This is a genomic window from Variovorax sp. J22R115, from assembly GCF_030317005.1.
Lineage (GTDB): Bacteria > Pseudomonadota > Gammaproteobacteria > Burkholderiales > Burkholderiaceae_C > Variovorax.
Window position 1 is genome coordinate 1 of the sequence record NZ_JASZYM010000014.1, and the last position, 14,149, is coordinate 14,149.

At 62.8% G+C, this 14,149-nt stretch carries 15 protein-coding genes; 4 read left to right on the forward strand and 11 right to left on the reverse strand.

All coding sequences use genetic code 11. From position 1 onward, the window contains the following. On the forward strand, nucleotides 1-277 hold a 277-nt coding region (locus tag QTI04_RS23645; RefSeq protein ID WP_286617760.1), incomplete at its 5' end, for a transposase domain-containing protein. Between the two features lie 651 nt (nucleotides 278-928). Here QTI04_RS23645 and QTI04_RS23650 read toward each other — a convergent pair. Further along, entirely contained in the window at nucleotides 929-2,278 is a 1,350-nt protein-coding gene (locus tag QTI04_RS23650) for an EVE domain-containing protein (RefSeq protein WP_286617761.1), read from the reverse strand. Here QTI04_RS23650 and QTI04_RS23655 point away from each other — a divergent pair. Further along, nucleotides 2,277-3,170 carry a hypothetical protein gene (locus QTI04_RS23655; protein ID WP_286617762.1) on the forward strand — a complete coding sequence of 298 codons (894 nt, stop codon included), beginning with the start codon at nucleotides 2,277-2,279 and terminating at the stop codon, nucleotides 3,168-3,170. The two genes, QTI04_RS23650 and QTI04_RS23655, sit on opposite strands and share 2 nt — an antisense overlap. 58 nt (nucleotides 3,171-3,228) lie before the next feature. On the opposite strand, the gene QTI04_RS23660 is transcribed toward QTI04_RS23655, so the two are convergent. Genes QTI04_RS23660 through QTI04_RS23675 form a run of 4 tightly spaced genes read right to left on the reverse strand, consistent with a single transcriptional unit; the run spans nucleotide 3,229 to nucleotide 4,966 of the window. Then, nucleotides 3,229-3,795: a hypothetical protein gene (locus tag QTI04_RS23660; protein ID WP_286617763.1), complete on the reverse strand. Its 567-nt coding sequence runs from the start codon at nucleotides 3,793-3,795 to the stop codon at nucleotides 3,229-3,231. Nucleotides 3,796-3,823: 28 nt separating this feature from the next. Then, nucleotides 3,824-4,258 (reverse strand): hypothetical protein, encoded by a 435-nt coding sequence (locus QTI04_RS23665; protein WP_286617764.1) that lies wholly within the window; start codon nucleotides 4,256-4,258, stop codon nucleotides 3,824-3,826. A gap of 13 nt (nucleotides 4,259-4,271) precedes the next feature. Beyond that, on the reverse strand, nucleotides 4,272-4,571 hold the full coding sequence (locus QTI04_RS23670) for a hypothetical protein (protein WP_286617765.1): 300 nt from the start codon (nucleotides 4,569-4,571) through the stop codon (nucleotides 4,272-4,274). Then, nucleotides 4,568-4,966 carry a hypothetical protein gene (locus QTI04_RS23675; protein ID WP_286617766.1) on the reverse strand — a complete coding sequence of 133 codons (399 nt, stop codon included), beginning with the start codon at nucleotides 4,964-4,966 and terminating at the stop codon, nucleotides 4,568-4,570. Before QTI04_RS23675 ends, QTI04_RS23670 begins: the two co-directional genes overlap by 4 nt. A gap of 837 nt (nucleotides 4,967-5,803) precedes the next feature. Here QTI04_RS23675 and QTI04_RS23680 point away from each other — a divergent pair. Then, on the forward strand, nucleotides 5,804-6,175 hold the full coding sequence (locus QTI04_RS23680) for a DUF1413 domain-containing protein (protein WP_286617767.1): 372 nt from the start codon (nucleotides 5,804-5,806) through the stop codon (nucleotides 6,173-6,175). A gap of 3 nt (nucleotides 6,176-6,178) precedes the next feature. After that, nucleotides 6,179-6,469, forward strand: a complete 291-nt coding sequence (locus QTI04_RS23685; protein WP_286617768.1) for a hypothetical protein — start codon at nucleotides 6,179-6,181, stop codon at nucleotides 6,467-6,469. A 315-nt stretch (nucleotides 6,470-6,784) separates the two neighbouring features. Here QTI04_RS23685 and QTI04_RS23690 read toward each other — a convergent pair whose 3' ends face one another. The 6 genes from QTI04_RS23690 to QTI04_RS23715 form a co-directional block, all read right to left on the reverse strand. Then, nucleotides 6,785-9,049, reverse strand: a complete 2,265-nt coding sequence (locus QTI04_RS23690; protein ID WP_286617769.1) for a PriCT-2 domain-containing protein — start codon at nucleotides 9,047-9,049, stop codon at nucleotides 6,785-6,787. A 53-nt stretch (nucleotides 9,050-9,102) separates the two neighbouring features. Continuing rightward, the gene (locus QTI04_RS23695) at nucleotides 9,103-9,573 is read right to left on the reverse strand and encodes a hypothetical protein (protein ID WP_286617770.1); all 471 of its coding nucleotides are present in this window, start codon (nucleotides 9,571-9,573) and stop codon (nucleotides 9,103-9,105) included. Nucleotides 9,574-9,744: 171 nt separating this feature from the next. Beyond that, a complete protein-coding gene (locus QTI04_RS23700; protein WP_286617771.1) occupies nucleotides 9,745-10,515 on the reverse strand; it encodes a hypothetical protein in 771 nt (256 codons plus the stop codon). Between the two features lie 119 nt (nucleotides 10,516-10,634). Next, nucleotides 10,635-11,288 carry a hypothetical protein gene (locus QTI04_RS23705; RefSeq protein WP_286617772.1) on the reverse strand — a complete coding sequence of 218 codons (654 nt, stop codon included), beginning with the start codon at nucleotides 11,286-11,288 and terminating at the stop codon, nucleotides 10,635-10,637. A gap of 206 nt (nucleotides 11,289-11,494) precedes the next feature. After that, a complete protein-coding gene (locus QTI04_RS23710) occupies nucleotides 11,495-12,841 on the reverse strand; it encodes a threonine/serine exporter ThrE family protein (RefSeq protein WP_286617773.1) in 1,347 nt (448 codons plus the stop codon). Nucleotides 12,842-12,884: 43 nt separating this feature from the next. Beyond that, nucleotides 12,885-14,144 (reverse strand): ion channel protein, encoded by a 1,260-nt coding sequence (locus QTI04_RS23715; RefSeq protein WP_286617774.1) that lies wholly within the window; start codon nucleotides 14,142-14,144, stop codon nucleotides 12,885-12,887. Nucleotides 14,145-14,149 lie beyond the last annotated feature (5 nt).

Consider the following 14,149-nt stretch of genomic DNA (forward strand, 5'->3'; position numbering starts at 1 on the left):
CCGCTTCCTGGAGAGCGACACTTGGCCGCTGGACTCCAACCCGGTGGAGAACGCGATCCGTCCGTTCGTCGTTGGAAGGAAGGGATGGTTGTTCGCCGACACCGTGGGCGGTGCCAACGCGAGCGCCAACCTGTACTCACTCATCGAGACGGCAAAGGCAAATGGGATTGAGCCATACCGCTATCTCGTAGCCCTGTTCAAGAGGCTGCCACTGGCGCAGACAGCGGACGACTACGAGGCACTGCTGCCCTGGAACATCGCGCTTCCAGCCGCCTAGACACCCCAAACACCTTGTCATGCCGAACGCAAGGGCGCGGTTGAATGACGGCTTACGAAAGTTGTGCACGCGAGCCCAGAAAGCTCGGCTGTAGTCCTCAGTCATCAGTTCGTTGTCGGTGTCGGGCAACATCGCCCGCGCATGAGCACTGCAGTAGCGCATACGGGGGCGCGCGTTGACGCGCAAAAAAACTGCCCACATAGGGGCGGCCCGTGGTTTTGTCTGGGTGGATCAGACTAGGTTGCGTCGCCCGTACGCCAGGGCGTCAGGCAATGCGGGTCGCACTGACTACACTTCAACGAAGCGCCTGGGCGTGACGCAATCGAAGTACAGCAGCCTCAGCTCCCACGACGCAGTGGGCACATCCGGGTTCGGATTCCCACGAGCTCACGGATCGAGCCGTCTCACAGACAACCTAGCCGACCCGGGCATTGAGAAATGCACTGTTCGCCGAGCGGCAGTCTGCCTTGCATTGATATCGCAATCGAGAAGAGTGGTCGGTCAACGTTGCGATGTATGAATTGTCATACATTTTGCTTAAAGTGCAGCGGCACTTTGTCACGGTCCGGGTCATTAGCGACTCACGTTCAAACGCCCTGGGGCCTCAGTTCTCGGTAGCGCCCTTGCCCCAGGTTACGGCCGCGAGCGCCTTCATGCGTCGCTTTTAATGTGCGCCTGAGCTGGCGCACCGTCTTCGAGAGTCCCCATGCGCACCCGCTGCATGACTTCCCTCAACTCCGCGCGTCGTTTGCCGTGATGCGCTTCCCGGTGATGAACTGGGCACAGGCATATCGCGTTCTCGACGACGTCCTTGCCACCCTCAGCCAAGGGAACAACGTGATGGATCTCGCAGAAGTCCTGACCCTTCTCGTTTTTGAACGAAGAGGTTGAACACCCAGGAATCTCGCACTTGCGATCCGCTCGCAGTTTGGCAATCTCGACGACCAGGGGATTGCGAATGAATGATTGGGTGGGCGCTTCTGTCACTGCAGGCAGTTCGTTGAATATGCCTGTCGCAAGCGCCACTTCGTACTTCTTGAGCAACCCTGCAAGGGAGCCAGGGGGCTCCCTCAGTTCGACTTCGATCTTGACGCGCGGCTCTGAAGGCGCATCTTCTTCAAGATGAAGATCGAGTCGTTCTAGCTCCATCATCAACTTCGGTCGGTCGATCTCAGCTTTGAGTGGATCGAAGAATCTTTCCCAAACATCTTCGTCGATCCCGGATCCGGCCTCGAGTCCTATTCGCTCGTCGGTTGGATCTATGGCGCGTATGTTCATCAGCTTGTTGTAGACCCCGCCTACCGCCCGTCCGATTGCCAGTGCCACATTGGCCACTGGCGAGCCCGGCTTCATTGAAACCACGCCGCCCTTGGTTTTGTCGTATGCCCAAAGGGCTGCAGCTACCTCCCGCCACGTCCAGTCTTCACCGGTGCGATCCCACAGCATGCGAAGACGTGCGGCATGCTCAGGCGTGAGTTCAAAGTTCGTCCCTTGCGGTTGCTTAATCACCGCGCAGTCGCGCAGAACCGGATCCTCCTTGATCCAGTCCCTTTTCAACATTTGCTTTGAGGTCGCGACACGCAGAACGAGGAGAGAGACGCGATCCTCGATTGTTGGGACCTTCTCATTCCAAAAGCTAAGTGCCGGAGTGTCTTCAGGCATAGGGGCAACGCTCGACGCAACCCTGCATTCAGCGATGACGCCTGCAGGCTCCTTGGTCTTGCCAGCTGATCGCCAAATGTAGACGGTGTCGCCCAGCGCGATCTTGTCTTTGTACCGGCGCACAACCCAGGTAATCGTTTCAAAGTCTGCCGCTAAATACCCGTCGAGGTCGAACGCCTCGGGGTTTCCTTGAAAAATCCAACTTGCCATGCTTGCCTCCGGTGCGGCGGCGAGCATAGCAAGCAGGTACACCTTCGGTTGAAGCCCGCGCGGCCGCTCCGCTGCCCCATTTGCGTGACCCGACACCTCTCCATTCTGTGCTTGATAAGATTCTTCCATGGAGCCTCAAGCTGTTGTCGACGACGCGCCAACAGGGAAAGATTGGTGCGGTCTTTCCTGGTCTCAGTGGGTCGCGTTTGATGGAGGAGATTTCGCTTCGCTGACGACCGGGCCTGGCGTGTATCGAATACGCGTCGTTGGTCAATCAAGTCTCGTCTATGTTGGTCAAACTGGACGAAGCGTTAGAGATCGGTTGCGCGCGTTACGGAGCAATAGCCTCGCCGAGGAAATGCCGTACAACGATCCACACACGGCGGCACCTTCGCTTTGGGCCTGGCGACACGCAGAGGGCTACTCTTACGAATGCTCCGGTGCATCCGCCACACCAGATCCATTCCAGCGCAAGGCCCTTGAGTGCTTTCTGTTGTGGAAGTACCGTCTATCGACTGGCACATCCACGTTGTGCAACCACGGTCACTTCCATCCTTCATACAAGAAATCCGGCAACCGCAGTTCCGGCGTGCGCGGAGGACTACTGCGACCGGAAGTAACACCTCGTTCGCGCAATGAATCGCAGCAGCTGCTGCTTCGCTCCGCCGAGCCGACGGCGTCAGACTGGATGGGCGTAAATTGGTCGCGTTGGCTGCCCGTAGGCACACATCTCAACGAAGCAGGTCCGGCGCTGTATCGGTTGCGGCATGCAAACGGTTCCGAACTCTTGTACATCGGCGAAACGTTACGGCTGTCGCAACGAGCAAAGTCGCATGCACGAACCTATCTAGATCACGGGCAGATCGAGATCTCGTATGCGACCCAAGCTGGAGGAATTGGAAAACCTGCGCTGTTGGAACTTGAAAACGACTTGATCGGCTGCTACTACGATGCAATGGGAAGGCCGCCAACTTTTCAGTTTGCGAATGGAATTCCGCAGGCCCTTCACGCACCTGCTTGAAAGTCCCTTTGACGAGAGCGGCGGTCCATACTGATCGACCGAATTTGCTGCTCGTGGCTTATCGCTCCGCTGATTCGATCCGAAGTGTGTCGCGCACGGCCTCGCCCAACTGTTCGAGCAACGGGAATAGATCGACCGCAAGCTGGTGCTCGCCGCGCGCGTCGCGCACGGTCAATACCAGGCGGGAGCCGCTAACCTTAAGGCCAAGCACTTGCGCGCCAACGCCAGGCGTTCCGGGCTCGCCCCTTGGCCCACGGGCTGCGAGCAGCGCCATGCCCGAAGCGGTAGTGATGAATGTCGAAAAGTCCTTCACGACCAGATCGCCGATTGCATAGCTGCGTCCTTCGGACCAGGGCTGGGCCACACGAAAGCCGCCAGTGCCCAGACGCCGCCAGTCCATGCCCGTCCCCGGTTCCTCGGCCGTATCAACCTGAGCCTCAAAGCACTGCCCCAGATAGTGCTGCACACGGCTGCCGACGCGATGCACGCCCAATGTCCAGGTCGGCAGGTCTACGCCACCACCGCTGGAGCGCATGAGCTCATCGAGCCGGGCCTCCAGGGCTTGCAGCCGCCGGTCTCGCCGCTGCAACTCCTTCCCCAACACTCCGCCGATCGCCTCCAGCATCGGAAGTCCTGACAGGCGCGGAGGATTCTCAGACATGGTCAGGTGTAGCGTGCCGCGCCTCATCGCGCGGCATCGGAGCGTCGGAGAACGCGTCGATGCAACCGAGGAGCGACTTCACCATCTGAGCTTCGCGCGTGTCCGGCGGTGGACGCAGGTTGCCGAGCGTGTATCGAAACCAGGTCAGGACGTCCCGAGTTTGCGCCACTGCAGCGATATAGGCGCTCTGCTTCGCCCGCGCACTCGCGCACTCAGCCGCGACGCGCCGCGCTTCGACCTCTGCCCGTTCCTGGTGCGCTTGATGTGCGCGCATCGAGTCCAGGGCGCTGAAAAACTGCTCTGCCGATTCGATTGGCTTTAGCGCGGGTGGGGCCGCCAGAGCGGCATCGTCCCTGGCCTCGAACCCTGCGATTCGCACCTCCGCCTGCGGCAGAGCGCCAAGATCAACAACAGAAACAATGCTCATGGCCTTGTGTCCTTCAATGCACGGTGCTCGGGGTCCCGAGGCTGCTGTGACGAATACTGGGCGTGCTAGCTCGCGTGGTGGCCCAGGCACGCTCAAGCGCCATGGAGATGATGAAAGGGCCAACCCGGGCGACCAGTTGCTCAGCGCCGAATATCGCGATGGCGTCGCGGATGTCGTCCGGAAGCGAACTCGCCGGCTGCGACAGGTAGGCGCGCAGTTCGTCTGTGATGAGGCTGCCGAACTCGCGCAACGCTTCCAGGCCGGGAGGCGTTGCATTCAGAGGTTCTTCGATGAGGTCGTCCTGGTGCGTCATGATTCAGGCTCTCCGGTGGCCAGCAGTCCGCTCCAACCAGTGTCCTTGTCGGCCACACGCGCGAGCAAGGCAGCTGCTTCTTTCTTGCCCATCCCATCATCGTCCTCACGCCAGCCAGCGCGGGCCTTCAGCCAAAAAGGACAGGCGACGACATTGGCCTTCTTTCCGGCTGTGCCCGTGGCCATCTGAAACAGCGACTCGGCAACTTTGGCGTTGGCCTCGATGCCACCCAACTCCAACTCGTGCGCGTAGAGCTTTGTCAGCGTGTGCCGCGCAATGCCAATAACGGCCGCGACGCCTTCCAGAGGGACGCCCATCGCGGCCATTGCCTTGACGTGACGTGCCGCCGTCTCTTCGCGTTCGACGCGCGGGCGCCCCCGCTGATTTCCTGTCATGTGTCCCTCCTTCGCTAGGGTGGGTGGCTGTCTTTCGTCGATCTCAAGCATCGATCGACGTTGACATCCTTTGGAGCCTCGAGCAGACGCAATCGACAGGAGTGCCCGAACACCATTATTTGCTTTTTATAGGCGGCATCAAATCACTATTGCTTTTTGCAATAAAAACTCTGCGATCGGGATGCGTGCTCGGTGGCCGGTAGGTCTCGATTGCCAGCGACGGCCCCCCCCTCTTGAGGGCGAGACCCCGGCAGCGAGGCCTCTTGCCAGACGCATTCCCGGACTAGGATGGCCGCTGTCATGTCCGACAGCGCATCACCGCCGAGCGATCCTTACTGGCCGTTTCCGCCGTGGCCGAACCCGCTGGATCGTCATGTGAACCGCGCGAGGCAGGCTGCGACGCAGGACACGGAAGCTGAACTCGAAGCGCAGACAGAACGCTTGTGGGCGAAGTACCTCGAACTGCAACCGCGATCCAACAAGCGCCCATGAAGACGAATCCGCTTCATGGCTCGCCGCTCGCCAGCCCGAAGCGTCCGTGCGGTCATGGCTCGATAGCGCGGTAGCGAAGCGCGTGCGCTGCGGGCGCTATTCAGGGTGTCCAGGTGACACCACCGACACTCTTCGTCGGCGCGCGACGCGGTGGTTTCCTCGCCGATGGGACGAGCGGCTCTAACAGTCTTGACAAGGGTGTGGCGCCATCTTGAAGGGGGTATGCGCAGTGACCTTGCCGCAAGGTCACATCGGTCACCGCACACAATAAAGCTACGCAACAGCTTTACATAGCTCAATCATTGCTATAGTATTTCTATTCGTTCAATACAGGAGGCCTTTTGGATGATCTCTGTCTCTATTTCGCTTGAAGATGACTTGGCAATGATGGCGCTCGCGCAGGCGCGCAGCGAAGGACTGGATATTGGGGAGTTTGTGATCTCTGCTGTGCGCAAGGCGCTCGACGGGGCGAGCGCATCACAGGGGCACGCAAGTGCATCCCCTGAGCACTGGCTGGACGAAGCCGTACAGCGTGCGAAGCGCGTCGCGCATGCCGCAGAGTTCAAGCTGCAGGATCTGTTCTCGAAAGACGAGTGGAAAAACATACCTTCGCCAACCGTGTTCGGGAGGGAATTTCGAAAGACTGCAGAGCAGCAAGGCCTTGCGACTCACGTCGGTAAGACACCTGCAAACCAAGCCATCTACAAGCGGAAGTGAGACATGAAAATTAAGAAGCCTGACGAGAGGATGTACGTCTGCGAGGTGGACACCGCATATCAGACCAACTCAGGAATCGAGTACCGCTGGAAGAAGGTGGACGTCGAACTGACCGCCAACACAGATCGCGCCAGGTGTGCCTACTGCGCAGGCAGCGTGAAGTTCCACCGAAAGCAAAAAGCCAATGGCACTGCGGACCATGTCGAGCACAGATCGCGCCAAGATTCCGAGAATTGCATGGGCGGGCACTACTTCAAAGGCGAACATCGTCGATCTCAGAATCCGGTGGAGTGACCTCAATGTCAGCCCGTGGCTGCTGGCCGCAAAGAGTGCCGCGGCCCGCCACCCATCTTTTCGCCGATCACTGTGCCACCACACGCCACAGAGATCGTCGGGCCGGATCGGTGGAATCAGTGCAGTCAGTGATTTCGCATTTGCATAGTTCCACCGCGCGGGCGGGCTTTCTCCTTGAACCCTTGTGCCGGGATCACTGATTTCAGTGACCTCGTCTCGGCGACAACGCACGCGCACGAGAAAGGGGCGACTCATGCGAATAGGGAATCACTGACTGCACTGATTGCACTGATGGGGAGGACGCCCCGTTCGAGGTCATACGATCAACCCTCTGGCGGCGCGGATCTGGTCGGAAACGGGAAGCTTCGCGAGGGCGTAAACCCTGACACGGCGCCCGCTAAGGACGAACAACCCATCAGTAGCGTCGGGGTTGTGCGCCACCGCATAGCCCGACTCGTGGAACTTGTGCGAGATCGAGCGGCGGGCCTTGCGGTCGCCCAGTTCTTCGGCAAGCTCGTGAAGGTTTAGCGAGCGGGCCCCTGTGATCACCTGTTGGAGCGTGACGGCCACCGGACCGCCGATGTGCGCGATGACTTCGGACAGCTCCCCCTTGTCGGGCGCCTCGCCCGCTTGCACCATCGCCCAGAAAGCTGGTGTCTGAGGTGGCGGCGCCTTGGCGTCGAAGCCGGACAGGTCAAGCTCGCGCAGGAACGCCACAACGTGGTCGGTGCCGCCCGCCGCATACCACGGGTGCAGGCGCTGTGCCCGTTCGATTACCTCGGGCGTCTTCTCGACGTTGCTCCATGCGACGTAGTGCCGACGATCCTCGGCCGGGAGGTACAGCCCTGAGAGCTTGTTATTGGTCGTGAACACCACGCCGATCACGTTCACGACGTAGTACTCCTTCAGGTTCTTCTCGTTGACGCGCAGCGTCTCGGGTGGGGCCGCAATGATCGTCTTGCTGTGCTCGTAGAACGAGTAGCGGTCCACCTCGGTGCCCATGTCACGCGCCTCGCTCACGCGCACCACCACGCCCTTCATCCAGCCGGTGAACGGACGGACCATCTGAGCCGGTGAGATGTCGTGCCAGTTCCATGCGCCGACCCCCTCTCGCGCCGGGAAGAGAAGCGTGTCCTTGCCGATGCCGGGGACGCCGCCCATCACGATCGCGTGATTGCATTTCTCTCCGGGGCGCTGGATGCGGTGGGCGAGCCAGAACTCGATGTGCTCGGCCTCGTCGGGGTAGAGAAGCCGCAGATGCTCGCGCCATGGACCTGCACGGGCGGCATGACCGGAGTTCGATGGAGGTGCGCGATAGAGGTTAAATGCCTTCAATCCCGGTCGCGGAATCACACCGGCTTGATCGATCGCAACATCGACAAGTAGCTCGGGCTGCGCAGGGTGCCATGTAAGCTGGTGGATCGGCCGGTGTTGACTGAGCCACGCGCTGGCGGCCATCTCCTTCGACCCGATCATCTTGGGCGGCAACGCGGCATTGACCTTGGCGGCGGGCCACAACGCCCTCGTCGGCCGGAACAGGAACAGCGGCGACTCCATGTAGCTGTAGAAGTCGTCGTAGCCGAAGAACGTGCTCTGTTCGGACGACGGCCCATTTGGATTCGGGCTCGGTCTTCCCCTGACTGCATCCCGCTCGGCCAGGCTCAATGAGTCCCAATAGGCGCGGCGCCAGCCCGGCGCCTCGTGATCGGCCGCGGCGAACAGCGTCCCCGCCGTCGTCGCGCCGCCCGGATCCATTGAGCGCCACCGCTTGAGGATCTCGTCACCGCCCGGATAGTCGGCGCCCTTGGCGCACCATTCGTCGAACTGGTCGACGCTGATCCCGGCGTCGGAGGAAGCGAACATCAGCACGGCGAGCGCGCCGTAGCGGTGGTTCGCGTTGAGATACCCGATCGGAAGGTGATCCGGATGCAGGGTTGCCAGTGCCGCGAGCGCCTCGCGCACCTTCGCGTCTCCCACGGGCGCGCGTGGCGGGCGCTCGGTCGGCGCGGGCCTCGGTGGCACTTCGCGCAGCAACAGATCCACCGGCAGCACGCGTTCCCGCCCGCGCACGATCGGCTCCAGTGGGGGCGCGGCGCAGATGGTCTGCTCGGGCTGGAACACCGACTTGTCGATCACGAGTGAGGGGCATTTGGCACGCAGCCGGGCGGCGAGTGCTTCGCCGACACGCCTCAACTCGTCGCGCGAGCAGGCCCGGTCGAGTTCCATTACGGCGCGTAGCCGGTGATCGCGGTCGTGCGGGCTGCCGGACTTGTGGCTGTGCGTGTGCCAGCGTGCCGAAGAGATCGCATCAAGCTGCTTGCCTATCTCTTGCAGATCGGCCGTGCTGGCCCCATCAATGTCGAGTGCGAGCCACCGCTGCGGTAGTGCGGACAGCTTGCCACGACGACCCTCCAGCGCGCCGCAGAAATACGTCCCACCCTTGGCCGTGGCTCGGGTGTCATTGAGCAAGGCCACCAGATCCTCGAAGGTCTGCGCCTCACGGCGCCGTGGTCGGACGTCGTAGAGGTTGGCGCCGATCGACAGCGCGAAGGGCGATGCGGTCGAGATCGCGGCGGTCATGGTCTCCTCCCGGATATCGCTGGCCTCGGCCGTGCTGACTTCTCGTGCGTTCATCACGCAGCCTCCTCAACGTTCCGCAGGAGATGCCGGGCGCGGTACGCCGCAAAGAGGCGCCGCCCGGCGCGCAGCGCATCGGCAATGAGCGCAAGTTCGCACTGCATGTAGCTGCGACGGCTCTGCCGGACCGGGCGCCAGGCGGTACGCTGGCGCCCGGTGTCGGCGCGGGCTTGGTCGGCAAGCTCGCAGGCTGACTCGAAGTCCTGCTTGAGTGCCTCGATCGTGCCGGGCGTGACGTAGACGTCGCAGGCGCCGCAGGAGGTCACTGGAGGTCCCTTGGCGCCGCGCGCGCAGGCACGGTGGACCGACACCACCGGCCACGCTTCGCAGACCCATGGAGCCCGCCAGCAGCCCTCGTCGAGATACTCCTTGGCGAGCCACGCGTTGCCGGTAATGCGGCGGCGCAGGTGGTCTCGATCGCGCGGCTGCCGTACGATGGCGTCATCGGTTGAGGTCGGGCTGCTCATGTTGGGCTCCTTTCCTTCGCTGGTGCGGCGCCCGGCAAGGCGCTTGCGGGATTGGCTCTCGAAGACTGGAAGGCGCCGCCGCCTGCAAGGGTTGTGGCGTTTTTTTCAGGCGGGAGCGATGAAGGGAAGCAGGTGGGCGGATCCGGCGGTCATGTGGCCTCCCCTGCGGTTTCAGGCGATTCGCAAATTCGGCGCGATCTTGCGAAGCACCCATGCGGCGCTTCGGCAATCTTGGAATGGTTCACCGGCCCGCATCACTGCATCAGGGCACCGGGCCATTTCCAGCATTGCGGCCCGGTCGCTACGCGGAATATCGATGTTGTTGGCCGTCAGCAATGCTGGTAACCGACGTGAGTGGCCCTCGCAGCCTGCGCCGATCAACGCCAGCAGCGTGTCGCCCGTCTCGATCATCGCCTCGATGCGGCGCACGTCGCCCGGCGCCTTGAGCTTTCGCAGAACTGCCTTCAGCCGCTCGATCAACGCGGGCACCGTTTTGATTGACGCCGGGGGCACAACCTCAGCGACTGGGAAACTGACCCGCCTTCCGCCGTCGGCAAAGACCGCCTCGGCTCCCTTCCGCCCTGCTAAGGCCGCGCTATCGCGGTTCTCCATGCTGCGGCGCGCCCGCGCCGCACCGAGTGCGAAGATGGCTTCATCGAAGCTCGGCACCAGTGCGTACAGCCTGCCGCCTAGTTCCGCAACCACGTTCATGGCGAGCAGTTCCTGATAGACCTGACCCATGAACCACCGCAACGATGCGTCGCTTTGCCATACGTGGCTGTTGGTTTGGCGCCAACCGTTCGGCCCGAAGATGCGTTGGACCATCGGCACGCCGACGGCGGTGACGCCACCGGCGAGCCGAACGCCGCCTGCCACGGTTCCATGTCGCTTCAGGCGTGAAAGCGCGCCCTGCGCGGCGTCCTCCCCAGTCGTTTCGATCATGCGTTACCTCTTTTCAATGCCAGCGCGGATTCCCGTCCGCGACGGATCGGAATCGACCCGTGGCAATGAATGTCGAGGTAGAAAAAAAACGAGTCGAGGGGCCCGTTTATTTCTCTTTGTTAACGCCCCTTCGGTCTGCCGCGCGGTCGTGCGGGGATAACTTTCCCGATCGCCTCGTATGTGAACTGGAGCGGGGGGGCGCCGGACGCGCGAACCGGCTGCGGCGGCAAGCAAATCTCACGCAGGCGTTGGACCACTTCGCGCACGGTGAGCGTCGGCTCGACCGCCATCAGATCGGCATGCGACCGCAGGATCGCGGCGCAGTCGGCCTCGGTCGGACGGGGCACCGGGTTTTTCGGAAGGCGCGCCTCCAATTCGGCAAGCTGCCGTTCGTGCAGGACGAGCGACTCTTGCAGTGCGTCGAGGGTCGTTTGCTTGTCTGCCTCAAGACGCTCGCGGTACTCGCCCATGCGGCGGCGAAAGATCGACAGCATTTCGGCCTGCGTCCCGATCAAGCTGGCCTGCTTCACGCTCATTGCGATTGAGATGGCGGCGATGCCGAGGAGTCGAACCGACAACTCGGCGCCCGAAGCCGCGGCGACTTCTGGCGCGACACCCGCCTTCACCATCTCGCGCAGATGCGGCGTCAACTGGAAATTTATGCCTTCGCGATGCAGCGAGATCTTGTCCACGAAGCGGGCGTGCTGGTCGTCGTCAAACCCGGCGACAAGGTCGCCGATCGCCTCCCATGGGTCGGTTGGATCAGTTGTCACGAAACCCCCGAAAACAGCCCGAACCACCGCACTCGGACGCAGCAGTTCGTAGGCTATTATCGAGGCGCACCGCAGCAGTTTCCTGGCTGTTTTTGTGTCACGCGCGTTCGCAATGCGGAGGTCGGGAGTTCGATCCTCCTCCTCTCCACCAACCCGTCTCGGCCCACTACGGGCCTCTCAGCACCAAGCGCCAGCCTCCGGAGGCGTCAGCGACGCAGTCGCAGGTAGCGGAGCATAACGTTGGCCATCGTTCCGGCGCGTTGAAATACCGGCTCGAACAACGCGTTGTAGACGCCCGTGCCGATCACCGAACCGAGGCCGATCGCGACGATCGAGAACAGCGTCGCCACGAAGTTCTCCACCCCCGCAAGACGATCATTGCCGACGAGTTCGGCCATCCCGATGAGACCCAGCGATCCGGGCACCAGCAGCCACAGTGCCGGCGTGAAAGTCACCATCGAGGGCGGCCCGCCCAGCCGGTACTGCACCATGTAGGACACCGGCGTGATCAGCATGGCGGCGAAGAAGCCGCTCATGTAGCCACCGAACGCCGCATTGCCGACCAGTTGGCCCGCCTGGGCGACGCACAGGAGCGCGAGCATCCACGGCAAGGTCCGAAGGCGCGCGGAGTAGTGCAACACGTGCCCCACACCGAAGAGCAGCACGCCAAGCCAGGGCGCCCACGCCCGCACCGCACCTTCCGGTCCTGGCGTAAGCAACTTGTCCGGCGGCAGGCCGACCAGCGATGCCGCAGCCAGCATGCCCAGAACGAGAAACACGAGTTGCAGCAAGCCGTACACGAAGCGCGTGCCGCCTGAAACGATGTCGCCATAAGCCAGCTCGACCGTCGCGATCGCGAGCGTCCCGCCGGGCAGGAAGGTCACCAGCGACGCGACGAGCACATAGATCGGACTGGCCGCAAAACCGTGCTGCGCCGCGAGCAGTGACACCAGCGCCACGACGAAGGCCGCGACGGTCGGCAGCAGCGTCGTGATGATCCCGCGGTTGCGCGCCAGCACCTTCAGCACGCCAACCACCAGCCCGAAGAACGCGGCCGCACCCACCACGTCGGCGGCAGGCCGCAGCACCAGCGCGATCCCGACGGTGACCATCACATGCCCGAGCACGCCCCACGGCAATCCGAGCCGGGGCTGCATCGACAAGATGGCATAGATGCGCTTCAGGCCCTCGGCCGGGTCGATCGGTTCGCGCTCCGCGTCGCGCGCCAGTTCATAGGCCGCCTCGATCTGGTCGAATCGCAGCACGAGACCCTGCTCGGCCGTGAACTCGATCTGCAGCGAATCCTCTTCCGCAAAATTGACGAACACCACCGTCGGCAATGCGAGCGCATTGAAGTGCTCGATTTGGTAGACGCGAGCCATGCGCCGCAGCGATGTCTCGACCAGCCCCGCAGGCGCGCCGGTGGCCAGCAGCAGGTGGCCGAGGCGCAGCAGGAAGCGCAGCAGATGCCGACGCTCGGCCACCGAACGCCCGCCGCCAGCGTCCGTCGGTGCCGCGGGCGGTGGATTCGCTGGCTCGGATTCGGAGTTCATGCCGAAACTGACTGCCTTCCATTACCCCGCCGGGGCTCGCGTTTCACGTGCCTTTCGTCGGCTCCGGCGCCGCCTTGATCTCCATCTCAGCGCGACCAGCGAGTGCCAGCCAGGCCGGCAGGACCGCCAGGCACAACAAGGGCAGCAACTCGACGCCCGGGATCATGACCGCGCCCATGAAAAGACTCAACCATCCATCGCGCGTGGCGACCAGCGTGAAGCCGAGCACGGCACAGGCCACGGTCAGCGCCATCGGCACCGCCGGAAAGAGTTGGTGCACCAGCAAGCCGAAGGCAACCCCCACGAAGACCAGCGGAAAGATACGCCCGCCGCGGAACCCGCAGGTCGCGGAGATCAGCACTGCGACGAGCTTGATGACGACGATGAGTGCCAGTCCCGCCGCGTCGTACTGCCCTGCCGTGGATGCCAGCGTCTTCATCTCGCCCAGCCCCTTGAACATGGTGATCGGCCCGCCGACCAGGCCCAGGATGCCGAGCAGAAACCCGCCCAGCGTCAATGCCAGCACAGGATGCCTGAGCGACAGGAAGAAGCGATGCAACAGCGGGAACACCCAGACCGCCACCATCCCGATCACGACAGCAGCCAGCGCGACGAGCATGCCAGTTCCGATGTCCACGATCGTGGGATTGAGGTAGGGCGTCACCGCGAGCGAGAAATCCATGACCTCGAAATGCGACATGGTCAGCGCACCCGATCCTGCCGCCACCAGCGGTGCAAAGAGCTGATCCCAGACGGGCTCGCTTTTTTCCTTGTCGGACGCAACCATCTCCGAGAACAGCAATGCGGCCGCGACGGGCGTGCCGAACATCGCGCCGATCGTGCCGGCCGCCGCCAGCATGACCCAGCCTTTCGCCGGCACGCGAGGCATCAGCTTGGCACCGATCGCCACGGTGAGCCCCACGATGATCGCGATGATCGGGTTCTCCGGGCCGAGGCTCACGCCACCGGCCAGCGCCAGGATGAGCGCCACCGCCAGGCCCGGCAACACGATGATGGGCGTCGGAGGGCCGAACAGCGAGACCGTCGCGGGGTCTGGCCCGGCATGTCCCGGCGCGAAGCGCACGACGAGGCCGACGGCAAGTCCGGTCAGCGTCAGCATACCCAGCGTCCACCACCATGTCGTGGCCGTCGCACCGAACTTCGGCGGCAGCACCTGCCAGAGAAAGTGCTGCAGCAGATTGGCGGCGAGCACCACGACCAGCAGGATCAGGGCGGCAGCCACGCCGACCACGATCGCCGGCACCGCCAGCGCGACCATTCTGCGCACACGAGGGTCCATCATTTCAT